This is a genomic window from Chryseobacterium aquifrigidense, assembly GCF_006716485.1.
Classification (GTDB): domain Bacteria; phylum Bacteroidota; class Bacteroidia; order Flavobacteriales; family Weeksellaceae; genus Chryseobacterium; species Chryseobacterium vietnamense.
In genome coordinates this window covers 3,294,649-3,321,024 of the sequence record NZ_VFPD01000001.1, presented here as the reverse complement: position 1 = coordinate 3,321,024, position 26,376 = coordinate 3,294,649, and the positions used below count along the sequence as shown (strand labels likewise).

The window sequence follows — 26,376 nt, the reverse complement described above, 5'->3', positions numbered from 1 at the left end:
TTGTACTGAGTTTCTGATTATTTAATTTTAACTATGAAGTATTGTACCCGTTTTTTTTTATTACTGACTCTCACATTATTTTTCTCAAACAGTTTTGCTCAGCAGAACACTCAAAGAGATAAAGTCCAGATATTTTATTACGGCTGGTACGCCAATCCTGCAACAGACGGAGATTATCAACACTGGAATCATGAGATCCTTCCTCACTGGAGCAATCCGAAGTGGAACAATCTGGGGCATCATAAAGGAGGAGATGATATCGGAGCTAATTTTTATCCTGCCCTTGGAAATTATAGTTCCAATGACACAAAGATCATTGAAAAACATATGGAAATGATCAAAGAATCCGGAGTGGGAGTGGTCGTTGTGAGTTGGTTGGGAAAAGATTCGTTTACAGATAAAAGTCTTATTAAATACCTTGATATTGCGGATCGGTTTGATTTAAAAATAGCATTTCACATTGAGCCATTTTATAAAAACACTTCAGAATTAAAAGAGCAGCTTTCTTATCTGGTAAAAACGTATTCCAATCATCATGCCTTCTATAAAAAGGAAGGGAAACCTCTGTTTTATGTCTATGATAGCTATAAAATTCCTAAAGAAGAATGGGTGAAAATACTATCCAAAGATGGAGAAAAAACAGTCAGAAATACAGATCTGGATGCTTTTTATATCGGGCTGTGGGTGGAGAAAGATGATGCAAAGTTTTTTGAGTCATCCGGCTTTGATGGTTTTTATACCTATTTTGCCAGCGAAGGATTTGTATATGGAAGTACAACTGCGAATTGGGATTTTATGGCCAACTTCGCTAAAGATCACCATCTGATTTTTATTCCTTGTGTGGGCCCTGGCTATTCCGATACAAGAATCCGTCCATGGAATGAAGCCAATTTCAAAAGCAGAGATAAAGGAAAATATTATGAAAAAATGTTTGATGCTGCTGTGAAAGTAAATCCTGAATTTATTGGGATTACCTCATTCAATGAATGGCATGAAGGAACACAAATAGAGCCTGCTGTTCCTAAAAAGGCAGGTGATTTCAAATATGAAGATTATGGTAAAGATCCTTTATTTTATATCAAAGAAACGAAACGTTTGACAGATAAATTTCTGAAAAAGAGATAGTATACTTTTAAATGTAATTTTTAGAAAAAAAAATTAAGCGTTCTGTTGACATTTTTATGGAAGACAGAACGCTTATTTAGTTTTTAGAGAGATCATGAATGTCCCATTCATTGCCTATTTTAAAAGGATAATTAATGGAAATTGAACAAGCAGCCTCTTCTTATTCTGGCAGTATGTTTTATTCTTGGAATTCTTTTTCAGGATAAAATGATATGGACAGAGATCATTGTTTATGGAGTTGTAATGATCTGTTCAGTATTGTTGATTTTAATCTGTTTTCATTCTTATTTTCTGCATAAAACCAAAACCATTTTTCTGATGCTTCTGTTGTTTGGAGCAGGAATTGTTCTCCATTTCTATAACACCTCTTCACCCCATTATGAACTTTTGGCAAGGAAAAGTGAAGTAGTTGCATTTAGGATCTCCCAGAAATTAAATTCTTCTGAAAAATATAGAAAATACGAAGGCATAGCGCAGAGAGGAAATACATGTTTTAATGCCATTTTTTACGTTCCGAAAGATAGAGGAGAACTGGATTTTATTCACTATTACAAAGCTAAAGCTTACGTTACGCAACCTCAGGTTTCATTATATGATTTTCAGTTCGATTATGCTAAATATCTCAAAAGAAAACATATCGATTACCAGGTTTATCTTTCAAAAGAAATGGTATCTGCAGAACGGAATGACTTAACGTTGGCAGATCAGCTTAAGCAATATAGGTTTGCTGTTCTTAAAAAAATTGATAAAACAGAAATTTCAGAAAGAACTAAAGAATTTCTGAAAGGCATTATTCTGGCAGATCGGACGGAAATTGATGCAGACACTGTAAGAGATTTCAATAAGTCCGGACTGGTTCATTTTCTGGCTATTTCCGGAACTCATATTGTGGTTATTTTTGGGATTTTTTACTTTTTACTGACTCGTTTTACAACCTTAAAACTCAGAAAATATGCGATCATTCTCAGTTTGATTTTCATCTGGTTGTTTGCTGCTTTTATCGGATTTGGTAATTCAGTATTACGGTCCTGTATTATGCTGAGCGTTTATTTTATTTTCGTCTTGCTTCAACGGAAGCCGGATCTTCTTCACTCATTGGCTTTATCCGTTTTTTTTATTCTGATTGGAGATACCCAGCAACTTTTTGATGTGGGTTTTCAGCTTAGCTTTCTGGCTGTTTTAGGCATTTACTGGCTGAATCAGCCTCTGCTGAAATACTTTCCAAAACAGAATAACCATCTTGAAAAACTTTTGTATAACACCATTACAATTTCTTTATCAGCACAGCTGGCAACACTTCCTCTGGTGCTCTTGTATTTTCATCAGTTTTCATTCATATCAGTTATTGCCAATATTGTCATTGTCCCTTTTTCCGAAATCATCATTGTCTTTTCATTGATAATGACCGGTCTTATTTCTTTGGGAATTGATTTTGAACTTATAAATAGACTATATGATGAGGTTATTCAGGTTCTGCTGCAGATGATTCATTGGTTTGCTGAGGTTGATGTACTGTTCTTTGAAAATATTCCAATGAATGGAATAGAAGTGATGTCAGCATCAGTGTTTGTATATTTATTAAGGCCGGCAATACTCAAATTCAATGTAAAAAACAGGATGAGACTGGTGACGGTAGCGTTGCTGTTTCTGATAATAAGAAGTGGAATCACGGCTTTTGAAAATCAGGAAGAGGAGATATTGGTTCATCATTTTAATAAAAATAAAATTTTTTCAGTGAAAAATGGCGACAGAGTCTGTTTCTGGATTTCGGATATGAAAAATAAGACAAAGATTTTACAGTATATAATCAATCCGTATTGTGCTTCGAGGAGAGTAGACCATTTTGAGATAAAAACCTTGTCACCTACCATTCAAAAAGTAGTTTTCAGAGACAAAATTTATAATCTGAAATGACGGTTCTGAATTTACCCATTTTCCTGTATTTATAATGGGTGAAAATCTTATTTAGAAACATTACAAACTGTCTATTTGTGAGATTTCTCACTTTTCGATATTGTTAAACTTTCTTAATTTTGTGGAAATTCAAATTTAAACTTATATGGCAGGTTTAACGAGTTCTACGATAGGTAGAAAATACGCTATGGCATTATCAGCTATGTTTTTGCTGATTTTTCTTATACTGCATTTGACAACCAATTTGTTATCAGTTCTAAACAAGGATGCATTTAATACAGCATCTGACTTTATGGGCTATAATCCTTTTGTGCAGTTCTTAATGCAGCCTATTCTTGGTTTTGCAGTAATATTCCATTTTGTAATGGGATTTGTCCTTGAAATCAAGAATAATAAAGCGCGTCCGGTAAAGTATGCAGCTAACAACGCATCAGTGAATTCTTCATGGATGTCCAGAAATATGATTATTTCGGGAGCTGTTATTTTAGCTTTCTTGGCGCTTCACTTATATGATTTCTGGCTACACGAAATGAATTACAAGTATGTAGAAGGATTAACTCCTGATGCTGAACGTTTCTGGCCTGAGCTTCATGAAAAGTTTGCTGATCTTTGGAGAGTGGCATTGTATGTAATTTCTTTTGTTCTATTGGGATTACACTTAGCTCACGGGTTTCAGTCTTCATTCCAGTCTATCGGTGCTAGACATCCAAAATATACGCCGGTGATCAAAGCTTTCGGGACATGGTATTCCATCCTTATCCCTGCAGGATTTATCATCGTAGCAGTTTTCCATTTTATAACTCAATAATATCAATATACTAGTATGAGTAAATTAGATTCAAGAATTCCAGCGGGTCCTCTTAAAGACAAGTGGAAAAATCATAAAGACCATATGAACCTTGTTGCACCAAACAACAGAGATAAGATTGATATTATTGTTGTAGGTACAGGTTTGGCAGGAGGTTCTGCTGCAGCTACATTGGCTGAGCAAGGATACAACGTAAAAGCATTCTGCTACCAGGATTCTCCAAGAAGAGCACACTCTATTGCAGCTCAGGGAGGGATCAACGCAGCTAAGAATTACCAGGGAGATGGTGACTCTACTTATAGATTATTCTACGATACCATTAAAGGTGGTGACTATAGAGCCAGAGAAGCTAACGTTTACAGATTAGCTGAAGTTTCTGCAAATATTATTGACCAGTGTGTTTCCCAGGGGGTTCCTTTCGGGAGAGATTACGGCGGTCAGCTGGATAACCGTTCATTTGGTGGGGTTCAGGTAAAAAGAACTTTCTACGCAAAAGGGCAAACAGGGCAGCAGTTATTATTAGGTGCATATTCTGCAATGAGCCGTCAGATCGGTAAAGGAAGAATCAAGATGTACAACCGTCATGAGATGTTAGATCTTGTTATTGTTGACGGAAAAGCAAGAGGAATTATCGCAAGAAACCTTGTAACAGGTGAAATTGAAAGGCATTCTGCTCACGCTGTTGTAATTGCATCAGGAGGATACGGAAACGTATATTTCCTTTCTACCAACGCAATGGGATCAAACGTGTCTGCAGCGTGGAAAATTCACAAGAAAGGTGCTTACTTCGCAAACCCTTGCTACGTACAGATTCACCCGACTTGTATTCCTGTTCATGGAACACAACAGTCTAAATTGACTTTGATGTCAGAATCATTAAGAAACTCAGGAAGAATCTGGGTTCCTAAGAAAATTGAAGATTCTGTAGCGATCAGAGAAGGTAAATTAAGACCTGAAAATATTAAAGAAGAAGATAGAGATTATTATTTGGAAAGAAGATACCCTGCATTCGGTAACCTTGTACCTAGAGACGTTGCTTCCAGAGCTGCTAAGGAAAGATGTGATGCCGGTTTCGGAATTGAAAATAATGATACTCAGGAAGGTGTTTACCTGGATTTCTCTACTGAGATCATGAAAAAAGGTAAAGAAGCCGCTATCGAAAAACATATTCATAATCCTACAGATCAGCAGATCTATGATTTAGGTAAGAGCTGGGTAGAGGAGAAATACGGTAACTTATTCGTGATGTACGAAAAAATTACTGCTGATGATCCTTACAAAACTCCAATGAAGATCTATCCTGCAGTTCACTATACCATGGGTGGTGTATGGGTTGATTATAACCTTCAGTCTACAATCCCTGGATGTTTCGTAATCGGTGAGGCTAACTTCTCAGATCACGGAGCCAACAGACTTGGGGCTTCTGCATTGATGCAGGGTCTTGCTGACGGATATTTCGTACTTCCTTATACTATTGCGGATTATCTTTCTGCAGATATCAGAACAGGAACTATTCCTACTAATTCAGGAGCGTTTGACGAGGCTGAAAAAGGAATTAAAGATAAAATTGATTTCTTCTTAAACAATAAAGGAACTCATTCTGTAGACTATTTCCACAAACAATTGGGGAACATTATGTGGAATAAAGTGGGGATGGGAAGAACTCCTGAAGGATTAAGAGAAGCAATCAAGGAAATTGAAGAAGTAAGAAACAATTTCTGGAAAAATGTAAAAGTACCGGGAGAAGGAGAAGGTATGAACACTGAACTTGAAAAAGCATTCAGAGTAGCAGACTTCCTTGAACTTGGACAATTAATGGCTATCGATGCACTACACAGAAATGAATCTTGTGGTGGACATTTCCGTGAAGACCATTCAACTCCGGACGGAGAAGCGGAAAGAGATGACGTAAACTACAAATACGTCGGAGCTTGGGAATATCAGGGTGACGATATCAACGCTGAAGTGTTGCATAAAGAAGAGCTGATATATGACAACATCGAGGTTAAAACTAGAAGTTATAAATAATCTCCAACCTAAAATATAACATTATGAGTGCAAAAAAAGGCTTACATCTTACGCTGAAAATTTGGAGACAAAAAAATAGTAAAACTAAAGGTCAGTTTGAGACCTATAAAATATCAGATGTATCTACAGACTCTTCATTTTTGGAGATGTTGGATATCCTGAACGAAAACTTAATTAACGAAGGAAAAGAACCTATTGCTTTCGATCACGACTGTCGTGAAGGAATCTGCGGTATGTGTTCTCTTTACATCAATGGTAGAGCTCACGGGCCTGATACGGGTATTACAACTTGTCAGCTTCACATGAGAATGTTCAAAGATGGCGAGACAATCGTTATTGAACCTTGGAGAAGTGCTGCTTTCCCTGTAATCAAGGATTTGATGGTAGACAGAAGCGCATTCGACAGAGTAATGGCAGCTGGAGGGTTTATTTCTGTGAATACTTCCGGTAATACGCTGGATGCTAACGCGATCCCTGTTCCTAAAGAAGATGCAGATAAAGCAATGGATGCTGCTGCTTGTATCGGTTGTGGAGCTTGTGTGGCTACCTGTAAAAACGGATCTGCAATGTTATTCGTTGGAGCAAAAGTTTCTCAGTATGCATTACTTCCACAAGGTAGAGTAGAAGCTAAGAGAAGAGTTCTGAACATGGTGAAAGCTATGGATGAAGAAGGATTCGGAAACTGTTCAAACACCGGAGCATGTGAAGTAGAATGTCCTAAAGGTATTTCTCTTGAAAACATCGCAAGAATGAACAGAGAATATATGGCTGCTCTTGCAGATCAAGGATAGAATTGATTCAAATACATAAAAAATCGCCTTCATTTCTGGAGGCGATTTTTTTATGTGAAAGATGATCCTGTTAAAGTTTGTTAACTTATTAGCTGATCTTCGTTATTCTTTATTTATTAAGTATATATTTGGAAGGTAATTGAATCGTTTCTGAAAAAAACTTTCAATACTTTTTACCTTCAGAAAGATGGTCTTCAATAATTGGAATATCCCTTTTGAATGGTAATAAGAAAATTTTTAAAAAAAATAATTAGAGTGAATTAACAAGCCCTAAAAAGCGTATTTTTGTGTAATATTAAAAATTGAAATGAAAAAATATCTTTTATTGTTTATCATCACATTCTTTGTGATGTCTTGTTCAAAAAAAGTAGAAGTAAAAGGAAAAATTACTGGAAGCTCACCATTAGAAAGAATCGAATTTGTAGAAGCTTCAGGAGTAGGAACCCTGCCTTTGATTAATATAGGTCTTGATAAAGACGGAAACTTTTCAGGAAATTTTGATGCTCCTAAAGATGGAATGTACGTAATCAATTACGCTGGCAGACAAAGCCTGATCTATCTTGAAGGTGGGCAGAAAGTGAATATCTCAGGAAACGGAGCTACCTTCCCAAATGAATATGTGATTACCGGAGATGCTAAAAAGAATAATGATTTCCTTACGGCAAGTATGAAGTTTCTTGCAGAATATGGTGGTAAAGTTAATCTGCCTGTATTAATGAGTGGAGATGAAGCTGCATTTTTGAAAGGGATGCATAAAATTGAAGCAGATATTAATAAAAATGTAGATGACCTTGCAAAGAAAAATAATCCAAGTAAAGGATTGTTGGAATGGAAGAAAAACGATGTGAAAGTAACCATTCTTAACTTGCTTGCGAACTATGAAATGTCTCACGGTCCAATGTCTGGAAATCCTTCTTTCAAAGCTTCTAAGGCTTTCAAAGATTACGAAACTCAGTTAGAAACAGACAAAGATGCAATGGTGAAAACCATTCCTCTTTACAGACAATATCTTCTTGTAAAAATGACTCCTGATTTCCAGAAATATGCCGAAGCAAACAGCAAAGGAAAAACAGGGATTACAACTTCTGAGATGTTCGCTCAGTATTTAAAAACAAAAAAAGATTTATCGCAAACTGCAAAAGATTATCTTCTTGCCTTTGTAATGGCTCAGGCTGATATTCATCCAACGACTCCGGCTGCCAATATTGACAAGATTAAAAAGATCATCGATTCAGATATTAAAGATGCTACTATTAAAAGTGATCTTTTAAAAATGCAGGTTGCAATTACAGGACTTAAAATAGGGGATGCAGCTCCTGAAGCATCATTAGCAAAACAAGACGGAAAATCATATCAGCTTTCTGAAAACAAAGGAAAACCTTATATGTTATTCTTCTATGCTTCATGGAATCCTTACATCAGCGAAGCTACAGTTCCTGTATTAAAAGAAGTAGTAAACTTTTATAAATCTAAAATGAATTTTGTGTTTGTAAACGTTGATGATACAAAAGACCAATTCATTAAAACAAGTAATTCTTTATTAAAAGGAATTCAGGGAGTAAATGTATATGGAGAAGGAGGATTGAACTCAGATATTGCTAAGAAATATGGAGTATACGGATTCAAATTACCTTGCTTTGTAATTATTGATAAAGATGGTAAAATTGCCAGCAGATCTTTCGTAAACCTTGGTGAACAGGAATTGGTAACGATTCTTGACAAGCAGACAGGCCTTTCGGCTCCGAAAGTAGATCCTAATGCACAAATGCAGCCGCAACTGCAGCTTGATCCATCTGCAATGCAGCAAGCGCCACAGCCAGCAAATCCACAGCCGGCGCCAACAAAATAATAAACTTTAACACAGTATAGAAACCTTATCTTCGGATAAGGTTTTTTTTATTGTATTTTTGCAAACTGGAACGTAAAGGTTTCAATTAGGAAAATAGAAAATTTTAGAATGAGTAGGAAGAAAAAAAGAGATCTGACTCTTGAAAATATAAAATTGTTGACTGCCGGAGCAAAAGGCGTAGCAATAGGAAAAACAGAGGAAGGTAAAACGGTCATGGTGACAGGAGCAATTCCAGGAGATATTGTGAATGTGAGAGTGAAAAAAGCGAAGTCAAAATACTATGAAGGCGAAGCGATTGAAATTCTTGAAAAATCACCGTACAGAGTAGAGCCTAAATGTATTCACTTCGGTACTTGCGGAGGGTGCAAATGGCAGAATATGAGCTATGAAAAACAGCTTGATTTTAAACAGGAAGAAGTATATAACAATATTAAAAGAATCGGAGGAATTGATGAGTTTGAAACCGTGCCCATTCTAGGATCTGAAGAACAGTATTTTTATAGAAACAAAATGGAGTTTTCTTTCTCCAATGCAAGATGGCTTACTCAATATGAAATCAGTTCCGAAGAGAATTTCGGGAGCAAGGACGCTTTAGGTTTCCATATTCCGGGAATGTGGAGCAAAATTCTTGATTTGAAAGAGTGTTTCCTTCAGGAAGATCCTTCCAATGCCATCAGATTGGCTGTAAAAGAATATGGCGTTAACACTGGCCTGGATTTCTTTGATGTGAGAAATCAGGAAGGTTTCCTAAGAACCTTAATGATGAGACAGAACTCAAAAGGAGAGTGGATGGTTCTTTTTCAGCTTTATAGAGAAGAAAAAGAAAACAGAGAAAAGCTTTTCGAATTCTTATTGGAAAAATTCCCTCAGATTAAAACGTTGGTATATGCCATCAATCCTAAACAGAATGACTCTATCTATGATTTAAATATCAATGTGTATTTCGGAGAAGGTTACCTTATGGAAGAAATGGACGGGCTGAAGTTTAAGATAGGACCGAAATCATTCTTCCAGACCAACTACAAACAGGCGTTGGAACTGTATAGAAAAACATTGGAATTTGCAGATCTCAAAGGTGATGAAGTAGTGTACGACCTTTATACAGGAACTGGGACAATTGCTCAGTACGTAGCAAGAAATGCAAAACAGGTAATCGGAATAGAATCTGTACAGGAAGCAATAGATGCGGCAATAGAACATGCTGCATTGAACGGTTTAACAAACACAACATTCTACTGTGGGGATATGAAAGATATTTTCAATGATGAATTCATGGCCAACCACCCTAAAGCAGATGTATTAATTACAGATCCACCAAGAGACGGAATGCATCAGAAGGTTGTAGAACAGATCCTTAAGCTTTCACCGGAAAAAGTAGTTTATGTAAGCTGTAATTCAGCAACACAGGCCAGAGACCTTGCTTTGATGAAAGATCATTATACTTTAGTAAAAATATTACCGGTTGATATGTTCCCGCAGACACACCATGTAGAGAACATTGCATTACTGATTAAAAAATAAATTTATTTAAATTTGAATTTCAAATCTTAATATGAAGTACTTTAAATTTCTCATAGCAATCTGCTTTTTAGGAATGCTTGTTTCCTGTGGAGGCGACGATGATATTTGTGAAAGTGGAGAAGGAACTCCCAGAATGAAGGTGGCTTTCAGATCTATGGATAGTGGAAAAGAGAAGACACTGGATACCCTTTATGTAGCCGTAGACTATGGTGCCGGAAAAGTACAGTTGGGTAAACTTGCAAAAATTGATTCCAGACTCATTCCTTTGCGGGTAGACAATTCGCCTTATACAGATGTTTATTTCAAACTTACATATGATGGTGCAGAGTCTAAAGTAAGGATTAAGTATACTACAAAGTCAACTTATGTATCTCCGGGATGTGGAATCAAAAAGTCATATGAGAATTTAAGTTCAGAATTATTAACTCCTAATCCGGTACTAAAACTGGAGACCGTGCAAAATCAAATAGAGAATGAAGACAAGACTAATCTTTACCTTTCTTTTTAGTTTATTTGGAATAATAAGCTGGGCACAAGACAAAAAAAAGGAAGCAGAGAAGAAGGTTCACGAAAAATATGAGCCTAATTTTATGGTTGGCCTTGATGTATTGAATACCGGAGCCGGATTTTTTTCGGATAGAAAACTGTATCAGGGATTTATCTCTTCAAAGATCAGGGGAAATGTTCATGCCATTGCAGAAGCGGGTTTTGAGAAAAACGTATATCAGAAGAATGGATATGATGCTAAAGCAAACGGTCCTTTTGTTAAGTTAGGAGCATTCTATATGCTTGCAAAAGATGCTGAAAATGAATTTAACGGATTTTATGCTGGAGGAAAAGTGGCAGGATCATTTTATAATCAGGAATATATGGCGGTTCCCGTTCGTGGATTTGGGGGAAGTAACTCCTCCGAAGCATTTCCTTCATCCTCTCAGTCTTCTTTCTGGCTGGAAGGAACTATAGGAGGAAGGGTGCAGTTATTCAGTTCCAATTTTTATATAGATGTAAATCTTCAGCCAAGATATATGGTATATACTTCCAAGCAGGATGACATCTCTCCCATGATTGTTCCCGGTTTTGGAAAAAGCTCTTCAAAGTTTAATATGGGATTTGCATGGAATATCGCTTATAAGTTCTAGAAATATTATTCCTAAACTTTTACAATAGATAAAATACAAACTTTAGAATATTCTGAAGTTTGTATTTTTTTTAATGAATATGCTTGTTGAATGTATAATATTAAAAAATATTAAGTTATTTTATCTCTGTGAGTTGTAAAATAGTTATATTTGGCGGAAATTATAATTGTGTTTTAATTTATGAAAAGAGTATTTACTGCTTTAATGTTTACTTTTATAGGAGGGGCAGTGTTCGGGCAATGGACACCCACTTCTCTTAAAAAAGGAGGCGATAACAAAAGAAGTACAGGATTTAGAGTAGATCAATCTAATGTAAGAGGTAACGGGTACTATAAATTGGACCTGAACTTACTGAGATCTCAGCTGAAGAATGCACAGGAAATGGGAACAAATGCCACTCCTGTAGTAATTTCTCTTCCTACCATGAGTGGGAAGATTGAAAGGTTTAATGTATACAGTTTTCCAGTAGTTGTAAAAGAACTGGCAGATAAGTATGAATTAGGATCTTATGTTGGAACAAGTGTAGATGACCCTACCAAATACTTAAGATTCAGTATCGCTCCTAATGATTTTCAGTCAATGATTATCCATGGAGATAAATATGAATTTATTGATCCGGCATCAACAGACAAAACCGTGTACGCTGTTCATCCTAAAACAAAAAAGGATAAGAATGGTTTCCTGTGTTCTACAGAAGAATCTCCTGCTGCTAAGAAGGAAATAGATGCTTTATTAAAAAACGGACAGTCGTTCACTAATCAGCCAACAACTTTTAACAAAAGTTCTGATAAGAAATACAGAACAATGAGACTGGCAATGTCTGTTACAGGTGAGTATACACAATACTTTATGACACTTGCAAACGTGCCTGCTACTGCTACAGATGATGAGAAAAGAGCTCCTGCTCTTGTTGCTATCAATAATACCCTAACCAGAGTAAATGGAGTTTTTGAGAAAGATTTTGCATTGCATTTGAATTTACAGAATTTTCCGGGTGTAATTTATATTGATCCGAATAACGATCCATATGCAGCTGCTGCAACGGGATCACAGGGAGCCTGGAACACACAGCTGCAAGCAGCTTTGACGGCCAATGTTGGAAATGAAAACTATGATATCGGACACTTATTCGGAAAATCCGGAGGCGGAGGAAACGCAGGATGTATCGGATGTGTATGTATTAATCCTACATCTTCAGTTCCTAAAGGAAAAGGTTCAGGATTTACTTCTCCGGCAAACGGAATTCCATCAGGAGATAGCTTTGATATCGACTATGTAGCTCACGAAATGGGTCACCAGTTAGGAGCTAACCATACTTTCTCTCATAATCTTGAAGGAAGCGGGGTAAATATGGAACCTGGTTCTGGATCTACCATTATGGGATATGCTGGTATTACGGGTCCTGATACAGATATTCAGGCTAACTCTGATCCTTATTTCCATAAAGCAAGTATCGGTCAGGTTCAGGCTAACTTAATTGCAAAAACCTGTGATGTAGAAACTACCGTTACCAATAATCCACCGGTAATTACTGATCTGCCAACATATACGATACCTAAAGGAACTGCTTTTGCATTAACAGGAACTGCTACAGATCCTGAAAATGATCCAATGACGTATTCCTGGGAAGAAGTAGATGATGCTGCAGTTTCTATTGATAAGTATAATTTAGGAAATACAATCTCGGGAGCTTCATTCAGATCTGCTGCTCCAAGTACAAGCCCTACAAGATACTTCCCGAAATTTACATCTGTAATGAACGGAGTACTAAATAATGCAAACAATACCTGGGAAGCGGTATCTACTACTGCAAGAACTACAAATTTTGCATTAACTGTAAGAGATAATAATTCCAATGTAGCTCAACAGCAATCTGCTTTTAAAGTTCAGACTATTGTTGTAGGAGATAATGGTCCTTTCAGATTAGCTAACCAATATGCTGATGTGAATACCCCAACTCCGGTTCAATGGATTGTTGCAAATACTAATGCAGCACCTTATAATGTTACAAACGTAAAGATTGACTATACTACAGATAACGGAACAACCTGGACTGTACTATCTGCTTCAACACCTAACGACGGATCTGAAAACTTTACTTTCCCTTCTTCATTGAATGGTCAGACTATTAAAGTAAGAGTTTCTTCAATAGGAAATGTTTTCTATGCAGTAGGACCTGTTACTATTGCACCTCTATCTGCTTGTAGCAGTGCTGCACCAACTAACGTTGTGGTAAGTAACATCACGGTGTCTTCAGGAAGTGTATCTTGGATGTCTTATACCGGAGCAACTTATAAGGTACGTTACAGAAAAGTAGGAACAACAGTTTGGACTGAAGCTGATACAGCGGTTCCTTCTATCAACCTGAGTAATCTGATTGATGGTACAACCTATGAAGTTCAGGTAGCCTTAGTTTGTGGAACAACAGTAGGTACATATTCTACTTCTGTAAACTTCAGTACACCAGCACTTACTTATTGTACAGCTGCGACAGCTAATGCAAACTATGAGTATATTGCAAATGTAACCCTTGCCAACGTAAATAATACTTCTTTAAATAGTACCTATACAAACTATACAACGAATTCAGCTCTTCAGATTAACTTAACAAAAGGAAATACTTATCCTATGTCTGTTACTGTAGGTAATCCTGATGTTGCAGATTATGACGCTGTAGCAGCATTTATTGACTTTAATAAGGACGGAGTTTTCAGTGATTCAGAAAGAGTATTGAATTATCCGGTGACTTTAACACAGCCATCAACTGTAGTAAGCGGAAACGTAACGATTCCAAGTAATGCAGTGGAAGGACAGCCATTAAGAATGAGAGTGGTAGCATTTTTCGTAGGTGCTGGTACTGGAAACGGAAATGTTGGTCTGTCATTACCTGCAGAATATGTATGTGATGTTAATTTCCAATATGGAGAAGTTGAAGACTATAACGTAGTGATAACAGGTAACCTTGCTACTTCTGAAAATGCTGTTAAAAATAATGGTATTCAGATTTATCCAAACCCTGCAACTGATGTTCTAAACATTACTAAAGTTTCAGATAAAGCAACATATAAAATCTATAGTGCTGCCGGACAATTAGTAGATAGAGGAAATATCAATAATGGAAAGGTTAATGTTTCAGCTTTAGTTAAAGGTGGTTACATTATTACAATAGATGATAAAGGAATTGAACAATTCAAATCTAAATTTATCAAAAAATAAAGATAACCTTTAAATATTAGTAAATCCCCGGGAAGTCCCGGGGATTTCTTTATTTAGAGCATAAGTAATGAATTTGTTATTTTTTTCTAAAAAAAACATAAATGTACTTATAAATTAATAATAAAAAATGATTAGATTTGTGTGATTAATATTATAATGAAAACATTATGAAGAAATTCTTTACCTCTTTAATTCTGTTTCTCTGTTTGATTTGCACAGGCTTTGTATCCAAAGTCTCGGCTCAGGCAGGCCAGATCGGGACAGGAACGGGTACCTCAGTGTATCTCCCCATACGTTCCTATTATGGGTATAGTTATTCTCAGCAGATTTATACTGCTGCTGAACTTACGACTGCTATAGGTACGTCGAACTATATCACGGCTATAAAGTTTTATTCCACCACCGTTGCAGCCTCTCAGGCTGTATATAAGGATTGGGTGGTATACATGGGAAACACAACCCAGAATAACTTTGCCTCCAATACAAGCTGGATTCCGGTAAGTTCCATGACTCAGGTGTTTGACGGAGTTTTGCCTAACTTAACTAACGGAAGCTGGGTAACTCTTCAGTTGGCTACACCATTTTTATGGAATGGAACAGACAATCTGGTAGTTGCTGTCAATGAAAAAACTCCGGATTATGCATCTTCTCCAGGTACCGCTTGGGGATCTTATAATGCTGGAGCAAACAGGGGGATCATCTATTATGAAGATACTGCAAATCCAGACCCTGCAGCACCTCCTTCTGCAAAAGACAGACTTGCAGATATTCCCAGAATACAGTTGGAAAGCCACCCGCTTCCAGCCTGTTCAACAGCTCCACCTACCAATATTACAGTTTCAAACCTGACAACAACTTCTGCTAATATAGGCTGGTACCTTTCTGCAGGTGCCACTTATGTAGTAAGATACAGACCTGTATCAGGAGGACCTTGGGTTACAATCAATGTGACAACTCCTTTGGTCGGAAACCAGGTTATTACCGGATTAACTGAGCAGACTCAGTATGAAGTTCAGGTAGCCACTATCTGTGGTGGTACACAGGGAGCATTCTCTTCCAGTGTCAACTTTACAACTCCTGCACTTACTTATTGTAACTCCGGTGCTACAAGTACCTTTGTTGATGGATATATCAATCAGGTTTCTGTTAATGCACAAGGAGCTCCGTCTATGTACAGTAACTCTGGTCAGAGTGGCTATACAGATTACAGTACGGATCCTACAAGAGTGGTTACTTTAGTAAGAGGAGGTACTGCTTCCGTTTCAGTTTCAAAAACGTGGCCTGGCTATCAATACGGCTTCTTAACAGGAGTTTGGATTGACTTTAACCGTAATGGTGTTTTTGAAGCAACAGAAAGAGTGCTTACTTCACCAAGTAATACAACTACTCCGGTTACCGCTACATTTACAGTACCCAATGGAGGTGGTGTATACACAGGAAACCTGACTACAAAAATGCGTGTTGTATTAAATGAATACAGCCCTATTAGTGCTTGTGGAACCTATTATTATGGTGAAACTGAAGACTATGCAGTGAAACTGATCGATTTGGCAGGATGTTCTACAGCACCGCCATCTAATATCATGGTTAATAACGTAACTCCTTCTTCAGCGAATGTTACTTGGACATCTACTACAGGAGCTACTTATATCGTAAGATACAGAGTTTCTCCTTCCGGAGCATGGCAACAGATAGCAGTAAATACACCATTAATCAGTAACCAGCTACTTACAGGATTATTGGAGCAGACTGCATATGATGTACAGGTAGCTACAGTTTGTGGAGGAGCAACAGGTGCATTCTCACCAACGGTGACCTTTACAACACCGGCGCTGACTTACTGTACAGCAGGCCCTACAAGTAATACTGCAACAAGCGGATATATTAATAATGTAACTGTTACTCCTACGAATACTCCTATTATGATGAGTAATTCAGGATCTGACAATTATAAAGATTATACAGCGGATGCTACAAGAGTAGTAATCTTTGAAAGAGGTTCAGCAAATAATAAAATTTCTGTCAACAAATACTGGCCAGGTTCTCCTACTTCATATGGAGTTTCAGCCTGGGTAGACTTTAACAGAAACGGAACGTTTGAAACCAGCGAGAGAATTCTTAATACTACCTATAATACAACTACTCCGGTAACAGCTACATTTGCAGTACCTACCGTTGCAAGTGGTAACGTATATACAGGAACACTTCCTACCCGTATGCGTGTAGTAATGAGATATTTTGATAATGCTAATCCTTGCGGTACATTCACTCAGGGAGAAGTAGAAGATTATGCAGTAAAATTTGTAGATGCTCAACCTTGTTCTACAGCTGCTCCAACAAATATTACCGTGAACAATATCGGTGCTACTACAGCAACGGTATCATGGGTTGCTACTACCGGAGCTACTTACAACATCAGATGGAGAGTTTCTCCAAGTGGAGTTTGGCAAACAGCTACAGTTCCTGCCGGTCAGAACTTCTATGGAATCACTGGTCTTACAGAGCAGACCAATTATGATGTTCAGGTTTCTACAACTTGTAACGGTTCTACAGGATCTTACTCACCAACAGTAACATTCACAACACCTCCATTATCTTATTGTCCAATAACAGGTACCGGTACGAATGATCATATTTCGAATGTAACAGTTACCTCTTCGAACCTTGGAGTTCCGCCAATGAATAATACTTCGGTACAGACAAATTATATCAGCTATACTACTCCGGAGACTCTTATTACACTAGATGTAGATTCTCAGAATAATAAAATCTCTGTAGCAAAAGGCTGGACAGGTGCAACAGGTAACGATGCTGTAACTGCTTGGATCGACTTTGACAGAAACGGACAGTTTACTGATGCCGAAAGAATTTTAGTTTCTCCAGCTAATACAACGACTCCGGTTACTGCTACTTTTGCAGTTCCTTCAACAGCTTACACAGGACCATTAACAACTACAATGAGAGTTGTACTGAAACGTACAAGTGCTCCTGTAATGTGCCAGAACGCAGTAGATGGTGAAGTAGAAGACTATAGAGTAAGAATCAGACCTTGTAGCAATGCAACTCCTAATGCTCCAACATTTACAACAACACATACAACAGCTACTGTAACAATCACAGGAGCAGGAGTAAGCTATGTGGTAAGATACAGAGTTCAGGGAACATCAGCATGGACACAGGTATATGCTTCTGCACAATTAGGTAACCTTCCGTTAGTAATTAGTGGATTGACGCCAGCTACTACTTATGAAGTAGAGGTAGCAGCTATTTGTGGAGATATCGTTGGAACAGCAACGCCAATCAAGACATTCACAACAAGATGTGATCCTACTCCTCCGAATGTAACGATAAGTAACATTACTCCAACAACAGCATTGATTACTTGGTCTCCGCTTGCAGCAAGTTCTACGTATACAATGAGATGGAGAAAAGTAGGTAGCACAGGTCCATGGAATATTGTCAGCTTACCGGCAGCTCCTGCGAATACTTATGTATTAGGAAGTGCAACTCCTTTGGAGCCATATACAACTTATGAAGTACAGATTGCTAACCAGTGTAACGGTGAGTCAACGCTGAACCCATATTCAAATCCTAAAGTATTTACTACAGAAAGAATATGCCAGATTCCGCCTCCAGGATTAACAATTACTCAATTGCTTCCTACATCAGCAGCCATCCAGTGGGATCCGTTCCCGGGAGCAACATATGTTCTTAGATATAGAAAAGTAGGTATTCCGAGCTGGACAGAAGTACCATCGTTAGTTAATAACCTTGTATTGACAGGTCTTACAGAATTAACGAAATATGAAATGCAGGTAGTAAATATCTGTAGCGGTACACCAGGAAATTACACTCCTCCATATTACTTTACGACTCCTACAGTAATTTACTGTAAGATGAAAGCTGAAAATTCTACAGGTGAGCATATTTCCAAAGTTACAGTGAAGCCTACCGGTAAGAAAACAATGGAGAATGAATCCGGAGCATCTACTTATACAGATTATACAGGAGTTCCTAAAACATTTATCGAGATGATCCAGGGTTCAACTGACAATGAGATCATCATTGAGAAAAAATGGACAGGAACTACTTACAACGAAGGAATCGCAGTTTGGATTGACTTCAACAGAAACGGAGAGTTTGACATCAACGAAAGAGTATTTACTTCTTCACCAAATTCAAACAGCCCTGTTTCAGGTAAATTCAACGTACCGGCAGATGCTTTTGTAAGTATGACAGACTATAAGTATGTAGTGATGAGAGTAGCCATGTCGAGAGATGGTATCCCTGTAAACTGTGCTGACTTCAAAAACGGAGAAGTAGAAGATTACACGGTAAGAATCTCTAAACCGACTGTTGCTAATCCAATTGATCAGACAAGTGTCATGATTTATCCTAACCCGGTAAGCTCAGTATTGTTTGTGAAAAATGTTAGCAAGAGAGCTAAATATAAGATCTATAATGCTGCAGGACAGGTTATCGCTGACGGTATCTTACTTAACAACCAGATCAACGTAAGCAGATTGATTAATGGTGTTTATGTAATTGATATTGATGATAACGGTACTACTACCCAAAAGAAATTTATCAAAGAATAAATTATTTAAATTTCAAATAGAATAAGCCTCCAGATGGAGGCTTATTTTTTGTAAAAGATCCCGGATGAATCCATCCCTTCAGGAAATATTTTTTGCAGAAAAAAACTCGTTAGAAAAGGTTCTAACGAGTTTTTATTTATTCAATATTGAAGATCACTTTTTCTGTTTCTTCTTTTAATTCTTCCAGATTGGTATTATTGTAGATAATGCAGTCTGCCATTTTAATTTTATCCCTTTCAGGCATTTGTTTTTCCATGACAGCTTCTACCTCACGGTAGGTTTTATTATCCCTGTCCATTACTCTTTTGATTCTGATGTTATCCTCGGCTGTTACCAGAAGAGATTTATAACATTGCCTGTTAAGCTTTAGTTCAAACAATAAAGCTGTTTCTTTAAAAACTAGATACTTGCTCTGTTTCTTAAGCCAGTTTTCAAAATCAATTTTTACAGCAGGATGAATAATTTCGTTCAACTGCTGAAGCAGATCTCTGTTATTAAAAACCTTATCTGCTACAAATTTTCTGTCATACAATCCGTTTCCATCGTAAGCATCTTCACCAAGAAGTTCTTTGATTTTTATTTTCAGATCTTCACTCTCATTAACTATAGCTTTCGCTCTGTCATCGGAATAATAAACCGGAAAACCGAATTCCTCTATAAAGCGCGCTACTGTGGTTTTCCCGGAACCTATTCCTCCTGTTAAACCAATAATCTTGGGTGCTGGTTCCGGTTCTGTCTGCTGTGTTTCTGAATGTAATTCTTCCATAATTAAAAATTAATATCCAAAAACATCATTAAAGCTAAACGTTTCATCAAGTCTTACCCCTTTATCGGTCATTTTAAGACTGGCAAGCTCATTATGGGCGTCATGTTCAAAGAACAATAAATATTCGTTGTCTACACACTGCTTAAGGAATTTTCCTTTTTCTTCCAGTGTTAAAAGAGGTCTTGTATCATAACCCATCACATATACCTGGTTGATATGTCCCGCTGTTGGAATAAGATCCGCAGCAAAAACAACTGTTTTTTCCTGATACTGGATTACCGGAAGCATTTGTTTTTCGGTATGTCCGTCTACGAAGATAACATCCATTTTCAGATCAGGTGCAAAACCGTAGTTCCCGGTAGTAGGAAGCGGTAGAAAGTTAAGTTGCCCACTTTCCTGCATGGGCATAATATTTTCCTTCAGGAAACTTGCTTTTTCTCTTGCATTAGGCTCTGTCGCCCACTGCCAGTGATTTTCATTCGTCCAGAAGTTGGCATTTTTAAAGGCTGGTCTGTATCCGGTTTTATCGTCATTCCATTCTATAGCTCCACCACAGTGATCAAAGTGAAGGTGAGTAAGGAATACATCCGTAATATCCTCCTTTATAAAGCCATATTTTTTAAGATTTTTATCAAGCGTATCATCTCCCCAAAGAGAGTAGTGACCAAAGAATTTATCATCCTGTTTGTTACCAAGACCACAGTCTACCAGGATCAGTTTTTTTCCATCTTCAATAAGCAGAGAACGGGTTCCCAGCTCGATCAGGTTTTTTTCGTCTGCAGGGTTCGTTTTTTCCCACAGACTCTTCGGGACGACTCCGAACATAGCACCGCCGTCCAGTTTAAATTTTCCACATTGTATTGGATATAACTTCATATGTATATTTTGATTATTTCTTTATTAATTTCATTTTCTCCGCAATTTTTCTTGCATTATCATCAGATTGTTCAAGTTGGCTGATAATATTATTAAAATCAGTCTCTTTTCTGTTCTGGGAAAGTTTTTGTTTGATAAATATTTCGGTAGGAAGTATTTTAATTCCAAAGGCCCCCTTCATTTCCTTTTCCACAAATTCCCTTCCCATATCCTTCACCATCATCGGACATTGCTGAAAACTTTCGTATTTGGACGTTAATTTGTCCAAATGAGCATAGAGCTCATCATGATTCATTATTTCAACTTTTCCGTGAATCTGTACTGCCTCATAATTCCAGGTAGAAACATTAATATGATCATACCAGCTGCTGGAAATATAAGTATGGGCTCCCAAAAAGTCACAAAGAACTTCATCACCATCTTTTAAAGTTTTTGCCTGAGGATTAGCTCTTGAAATATGAGTTTCAATATAGGCTTTTTCAGGATCATCTTCATTAAGCATCATCATAGAATGAGTTGCCCGTATCTTATCAACGAAAGAAATCAGTAATGCAAAAGAATTTTCTTTGATAATCTCTCTCATCAAATCATAATCTTCACTTCTGTATAATTTAGGTATAAACATAAACTAATCAATTCTCATTAACCTTAACCTTAACCTTAACCTTAACCTTTGAACTTTGAACTCAAAACTTTGAATTAAAATAGCTCTCCCGGGTTTTTAGGTCTTGTAATATTCAAATGTTTGTAGGCCTTATCGGTAACTTCCCGTCCTCGTGGAGTTCTGATAATAAATCCTTCCTGGATCAGAAACGGTTCATAAACCTCTTCCAGTGTTTCAGGATTTTCAGCAATAGATGTAGCCAGAGCAGAAATACCAACCGGTTTTCCCTTAAAGTTTTCAATCATGACACGCATAATTTTATTGTCCATTTCGTCCAACCCAAATTCATCCACATTTAAAGAATCCAGAGCATATTTGGTAATCTTGATCTCAATCTCACCATTTCCTTTGATCTCTGCAAAATCACGTACTCTTCTCAGCAATGCATTGGCAATCCTCGGTGTTCCCCGGCTTCTTCTTGCAATTTCTATCGCTGCATCTTCATAAATAACAACTCCTAAAACCCTTGCACTTCTCTGAATAATGGTTGACAAAAGTTCAATAGAATAATATTCCAGCCTGCTTTGAATCCCAAATCGCGCAAGCATTGGTTTGGTAAGCATACCACTTCTTGTAGTAGCACCTACAAGAGTAAAAGGATTCAGACCAATCTGTACACTTCTGGCATTAGGACCTGTTTCCAGCATGATATCGATCTTGTAATCTTCCATTGCAGAATACAGATATTCCTCTACAACAGGAGAAAGCCGATGGATTTCATCAATGAAAAGAACATCATTTTCTTCCAGATTGGTTAGTAAACCAGCTAAACTTCCGGGTTTGTCCAATACAGGGCCAGAAGTAACCTTGCAGTTTACCCCAAGCTCATTAGCGATAATATTGGCTAAAGTAGTTTTACCCAGTCCCGGCGGACCGTGTAATAAGACATGGTCCAGTGCTCCGCCACGTCTTTTTGCAGCGGTAACAAAAACCTCAAGGTTCTCCAGCGTTTTTCTCTGTCCCGCAAAATCTTTAAAGCTCTGCGGACGGATCTGTTCTTCCTGCATCAGCTCCTCTCGTGAGTAGTTTTCCTTATCTGGATGTAAAAAATCTGGCATTAATTCATTTCATTTACTTCAAAGATAGCAAATTTAGACAAAGGTTGAAGGGCAGATTGAGAAAACGTTGAGATTGACACAGAGGTTTGAGCCAGCGTTGAAAATGAGAACAGCTAAGATTTAAATAATTGGGATATTTTAAGTATTTTTGAGAGAAGAAATTATTAATAAAAATTAATGAAATTTTGAATGTTTGGAAAAAGGAGATTGATATAAAATGGATCAGCATATATCTAAACATCGCATTAACTTTAAACTAATGAAATTAATAGGACCATTCAAGCAGGTGGTAACACTTGCTAACTTACCATTAAGAGGAAAGCTTTCCGATGAGCAGCTGGAAATTATTGTAGACGGAGGAATTGTAGTAGATCAGAACACCATCCGGAAAGTTGGAAATTTTGAAACTTTAAAAACAGAAAATCCTACGATAGAAATTGAACACATTGAAGGAGAACAGGTTGTTCTTCCTGCCTTTGTAGATTCACATACTCACATTTGTTTCGGAGGAAACCGTGCTAATGATTTTGCCATGCGTAATGCAGGGAAAACTTATCTTGAGATCGCGGAAAGCGGCGGCGGAATCTGGAGTTCTGTACAGCATACAAGAAATGCTTCAGAAGAAGAATTATTAAAAACATTAGTTGAAAGAATCAATTTTTTGGTTGATCTGGGAATTACAACTATTGAAGTGAAGAGCGGGTACGGTCTGGATGTGGAAAACGAGCTGAAAATGCTTAGAATAATAAAAAAAGCACAGAATGAGACTAAAGCCACTTTAGTTCCTACCTGTCTTTCGGCCCACTTAAAACCTAGAGATTTTGAAGGAAGCAATCCCGAATATCTTGAATATATCATCACCGAAATTTTACCAAAAGTAAAAGAAGAAGAATTGGCGGGCAGAGTTGATATCTTTATTGAAAAGTCTGCTTTTCAGCCGGAAGAAAGTAAAGAATTCTTACTTAAAGCAAAGGAATTAGGCTTTGAAATTACCGTTCACGCAGATCAGTTTACCCCGGGAAGCTCAAGAATTGCAGTGGAAGTGGGAGCGAAGTCAGCGGATCATTTGGAAGCAACAATCGATGAGGATATTCAGTTTTTGGCTGATTCTGATACCGTAGCAACTGCACTTCCGGGTGCAAGCTTAGGGCTAGGTGAGAAATTTACTCCAGCAAGAAAATTATTAGATGCTGGCGCTATAGTAGCCATTGCAAGTGACTGGAATCCGGGATCGGCACCCATGGGAAATTTAATTACCCAGGCTTCTATTTTAGCAACCTTTCAAAAGCTTACAACCGCTGAAGTATTGGCAGGAATGACCTTCCGTGCTGCTTTTGCATTGAATCTTGAAGACAGAGGACAATTGGAAGCAGGGAAAAAAGCAGATTTTGTCACTTTCAAAACTAATAATTTCCAGAATGTTCTGTATAATCAGGGAAGCTTGAAAGCTGAACTTGTTTATATTGATGGAAATCTGATATAAAATTATAATTAACCATATTTGTTCTTCAGTCAGCTGTTTTCCAATGCCTGATTGAAGAACAGGCAATAGGCAAATGACTGAATAATGAGTACTATTTGGCAAGGCAGATTGGATGGAGAAGAACTTCTCTATCACAGATTATTTCAAAGAGTTAAAGAAGAACGTAATTACGACAATATTGCTGCAGGAGATTTTGCATTGCATGGTTTTGCTGTAGATGAAGGAGTAAGGAGAAACAAAGGCCGTCAGGGAGCGAAAGATGCTCCGGATGTGATCAGGAAAAATATGTCCAATTTTCCGGTAATTCTTCCTGACTTTTCAATGCTTGACTTTGGAAATGTTACCTGTGAGGATGGCAATCTGGAAAATACTCAGAACAATCTTGCCAAAAATGTTTCAAAAGTTCTTTTAAAAGGCGGAAAGTCACTTGTACTTGGCGGAGGTCATGAAGTGACATATGCTCATTATTTAGGCGTTAAAACAGCCTTTCCGGAACAGAAGATTGGTATTATTAATATCGATGCTCATTTTGATAACCGACAGCCGGAAGATGGAGTAGGACCAAGCTCAGGAACAGGATTCTGGCAGATTGCTCAGGAAGGTCCTGTCAATTCTCTGCATATAGGAATTCAAAGAAACTCCAATACGTTGAAGCTTTTTGATACCGCTCATCAGTATGGGATGAAATATATCCTGGCAGATGAACTGTTTTTTGAAAATCTTAGCTCCATCTACCAGCGCATTGATGAACTGCTGGAGAGTGTAGATTATGCCTATCTTACCATTTGCATGGACGTCTTCAATGCATCAGTGGCTCCCGGAGTTTCTGCTGCAGCATATAATGGTATCTTTGCAGATACAGCCTTTATGCATTTTTACAGACATATCTTAAAAAATAAAAAATTGGTGGCGCTGGATGTGGCGGAAGTAAACCCTTCTTTCGATATCCAGGACAGAACAGCAAGGCTTGCAGCATGTCTTGTGAATGAATGGCTAATGATGTAAGATAAAGTTATATTCTTCCGATAGAGAAAATCATTATTTTATTGACCCTTAAGGAATGGAATTTGCTAATTTCACCGTGCTTTTAGAATAAAGGCGCTCATAAATTCATTAGCTGAATTTAAAAAAGAAATTTATATTATGGAACAATTAATTGAAAGCAAGCTTATTAAAGCAGATAAAGCGTTTTCAGTGTGGAGAAAAGTGCCGTTTGAGGAAAGGCAGAAGTTAATTGCAAAAGCAGCGGAAATTTTAAAGAATAATTCGGAGAAATTTGGGAAAATAATTACTACAGAAATGAATAAACCCATTTCAGAATCTATTGCTGAAGTGGAAAAGTGTGCTTTAATGATGAATTATTATGCCACTGCTGAAAATATATTAAAACCAGAAAAAGTTGAATCCGAGTTTGCTTATTCTGAAGTTCATTATGCCCCGAAAGGAGTAATCTTAGGGGTTATGCCATGGAACTTTCCTTTCTGGCAGGTATTGAGATTTGCTACGCCTGCCATTTTAGCTGGAAATACAATTGTTTTGAAACATGCTTCAATTTGTTTCGGAAGTGGAAATGCCATTGAAGAAGTTCTTCTACAGGCAGGTTTTCCGGAAGGTATTTTTCAGAATCTTGAAGTAGGGCATAAAGCTGTAAAGGAAATTCTTGAACATGATGCTGTAAAAGGAGTAAGCCTTACAGGCAGTGGAAAAGCCGGAGGAGAAGTAGCTTCCATCGCGGGTTTAAATATTAAAAAATCTTTACTTGAATTAGGCGGAAGTGATGCTTTTATCATTTTTGATGATGCAGATCTTGAAGCAGCCGCAAAAGCAGGAGCAAAATCCAGACTTCAAAACTGCGGACAAACCTGTACTGCAGCAAAAAGATTTATCATTGATGAAAAGATTGAAGACCAATTTTTACCCGTTTTCATTGAAGAATACAAAAAATATGAAATTGGTGATCCATTAGATAAAGAAACTAAACTGGCAGGAATGGCAAGACCAGATCTTGCTGATGAATTGGAAGCGCAGTTCAACAGAGCATTGGAAAACGGTGCTGAAATCATCATTCCTCTGGAAAGAATTTCTGAAAATGAATTTAAACCTGGTTTAATAAGAGTTCAGGAAGGAAATCCTATTTTAAAAGAAGAGCTTTTCGGGCCTCTGGGTATGGTTATGATTGCAAAAAATGAGGAAGAAGCTTTACAGATGGCCAATGATATTCCTTTCGGGCTTTCCAATTCGGTATGGACTAAAAATAAAGACCGTCAGCTATTCTTCATTGCAAACCTTGAATCAGGAACAGTTAATATCAACCGCATGACGAGCTCTGATCCACGCTTTCCATTCGGAGGATCAAAAGCTTCCGGATATGGAACAGAACTATCCTTATTAGCTTTAAAAGAGTTTGTAACGGCAAAGACCATTGTTGGTAACTAAGATCTGTACAATGTCATTCCGGGGAACCGAGGAATCTCAGAGATTCTTCACTTCACTCCGTTTCGTTCAGAATGACAAATTATCACATATAAAAATGAAAATCC

Annotated in this window: 18 protein-coding genes; 14 read left to right on the top strand and 4 right to left on the bottom strand. The window is 37.5% G+C overall.

The window, feature by feature from the left end:
* The first annotated feature begins 33 nt into the window (after positions 1-33).
* The 11 genes from FB551_RS14840 (at position 34) to FB551_RS14790 (ending at position 18,989) form a co-directional block, all read left to right on the top strand.
* The gene (locus tag FB551_RS14840; RefSeq protein WP_142018010.1) at positions 34-1,125 is read left to right on the top strand and encodes a glycoside hydrolase family 99 protein; all 1,092 of its coding nucleotides are present in this window, start codon (positions 34-36) and stop codon (positions 1,123-1,125) included.
* Between the two features lie 141 nt (positions 1,126-1,266).
* The gene (locus tag FB551_RS14835) at positions 1,267-3,039 is read left to right on the top strand and encodes a ComEC/Rec2 family competence protein (protein ID WP_226798701.1); all 1,773 of its coding nucleotides are present in this window, start codon (positions 1,267-1,269) and stop codon (positions 3,037-3,039) included.
* Between the two features lie 145 nt (positions 3,040-3,184).
* On the top strand, positions 3,185-3,847 hold the full coding sequence (locus tag FB551_RS14830; RefSeq protein ID WP_047435493.1) for a succinate dehydrogenase cytochrome b subunit: 663 nt from the start codon (positions 3,185-3,187) through the stop codon (positions 3,845-3,847).
* Between the two features lie 15 nt (positions 3,848-3,862).
* A complete protein-coding gene (locus FB551_RS14825; RefSeq protein WP_047435492.1) occupies positions 3,863-5,875 on the top strand; it encodes a fumarate reductase/succinate dehydrogenase flavoprotein subunit in 2,013 nt (670 codons plus the stop codon).
* A 23-nt stretch (positions 5,876-5,898) separates the two neighbouring features.
* Positions 5,899-6,666: a succinate dehydrogenase/fumarate reductase iron-sulfur subunit gene (locus FB551_RS14820; protein ID WP_034693080.1), complete on the top strand. Its 768-nt coding sequence runs from the start codon at positions 5,899-5,901 to the stop codon at positions 6,664-6,666.
* A gap of 307 nt (positions 6,667-6,973) precedes the next feature.
* A complete protein-coding gene (locus FB551_RS14815) occupies positions 6,974-8,515 on the top strand; it encodes a TlpA family protein disulfide reductase (RefSeq protein ID WP_142018009.1) in 1,542 nt (513 codons plus the stop codon).
* Positions 8,516-8,623: 108 nt separating this feature from the next.
* The gene (gene rlmD / locus FB551_RS14810; RefSeq protein WP_047435486.1) at positions 8,624-10,036 is read left to right on the top strand and encodes a 23S rRNA (uracil(1939)-C(5))-methyltransferase RlmD; all 1,413 of its coding nucleotides are present in this window, start codon (positions 8,624-8,626) and stop codon (positions 10,034-10,036) included.
* Between the two features lie 31 nt (positions 10,037-10,067).
* Positions 10,068-10,544 (top strand): DUF6452 family protein, encoded by a 477-nt coding sequence (locus FB551_RS14805; protein WP_142018008.1) that lies wholly within the window; start codon positions 10,068-10,070, stop codon positions 10,542-10,544.
* A complete protein-coding gene (locus tag FB551_RS14800) occupies positions 10,510-11,175 on the top strand; it encodes a DUF6048 family protein (RefSeq protein ID WP_047435480.1) in 666 nt (221 codons plus the stop codon). The genes FB551_RS14805 and FB551_RS14800 overlap by 35 nt, the downstream gene beginning before the upstream one ends.
* Positions 11,176-11,355: 180 nt before the next feature.
* Positions 11,356-14,391, top strand: a complete 3,036-nt coding sequence (locus tag FB551_RS14795; RefSeq protein WP_142018007.1) for a reprolysin-like metallopeptidase — start codon at positions 11,356-11,358, stop codon at positions 14,389-14,391.
* A gap of 167 nt (positions 14,392-14,558) precedes the next feature.
* Positions 14,559-18,989, top strand: coding sequence for a GEVED domain-containing protein (locus tag FB551_RS14790; protein ID WP_142018006.1), 4,431 nt, complete (start codon positions 14,559-14,561; stop codon positions 18,987-18,989).
* Positions 18,990-19,125: 136 nt separating this feature from the next.
* On the opposite strand, the gene coaE is transcribed toward FB551_RS14790, so the two are convergent.
* The 4 genes from coaE to ruvB form a co-directional block, all read right to left on the bottom strand.
* Positions 19,126-19,755 carry a dephospho-CoA kinase gene (gene coaE, locus FB551_RS14785; protein WP_047435472.1) on the bottom strand — a complete coding sequence of 210 codons (630 nt, stop codon included), beginning with the start codon at positions 19,753-19,755 and terminating at the stop codon, positions 19,126-19,128.
* Between the two features lie 9 nt (positions 19,756-19,764).
* On the bottom strand, positions 19,765-20,631 hold the full coding sequence (locus FB551_RS14780; RefSeq protein ID WP_047435469.1) for an MBL fold metallo-hydrolase: 867 nt from the start codon (positions 20,629-20,631) through the stop codon (positions 19,765-19,767).
* Positions 20,632-20,644: 13 nt separating this feature from the next.
* The gene (locus tag FB551_RS14775; protein ID WP_142018005.1) at positions 20,645-21,256 is read right to left on the bottom strand and encodes an FMN-binding negative transcriptional regulator; all 612 of its coding nucleotides are present in this window, start codon (positions 21,254-21,256) and stop codon (positions 20,645-20,647) included.
* A gap of 74 nt (positions 21,257-21,330) precedes the next feature.
* Complete coding sequence (ruvB, locus tag FB551_RS14770; RefSeq protein WP_047435462.1) at positions 21,331-22,353, bottom strand: Holliday junction branch migration DNA helicase RuvB; 1,023 nt, start codon at positions 22,351-22,353, stop codon at positions 21,331-21,333.
* Between the two features lie 259 nt (positions 22,354-22,612).
* Here ruvB and hutI point away from each other — a divergent pair, with 259 nt between their 5' ends.
* From hutI to FB551_RS14755, 3 genes are all read left to right on the top strand, one after another.
* The gene (gene hutI / locus FB551_RS14765) at positions 22,613-23,836 is read left to right on the top strand and encodes an imidazolonepropionase (protein WP_142018004.1); all 1,224 of its coding nucleotides are present in this window, start codon (positions 22,613-22,615) and stop codon (positions 23,834-23,836) included.
* Positions 23,837-23,920: 84 nt separating this feature from the next.
* Positions 23,921-24,841 (top strand): formimidoylglutamase, encoded by a 921-nt coding sequence (gene hutG / locus FB551_RS14760; protein ID WP_142018003.1) that lies wholly within the window; start codon positions 23,921-23,923, stop codon positions 24,839-24,841.
* A 138-nt stretch (positions 24,842-24,979) separates the two neighbouring features.
* Positions 24,980-26,272: an aldehyde dehydrogenase family protein gene (locus FB551_RS14755; RefSeq protein ID WP_047435452.1), complete on the top strand. Its 1,293-nt coding sequence runs from the start codon at positions 24,980-24,982 to the stop codon at positions 26,270-26,272.
* Positions 26,273-26,376: the final 104 nt, after the last annotated feature.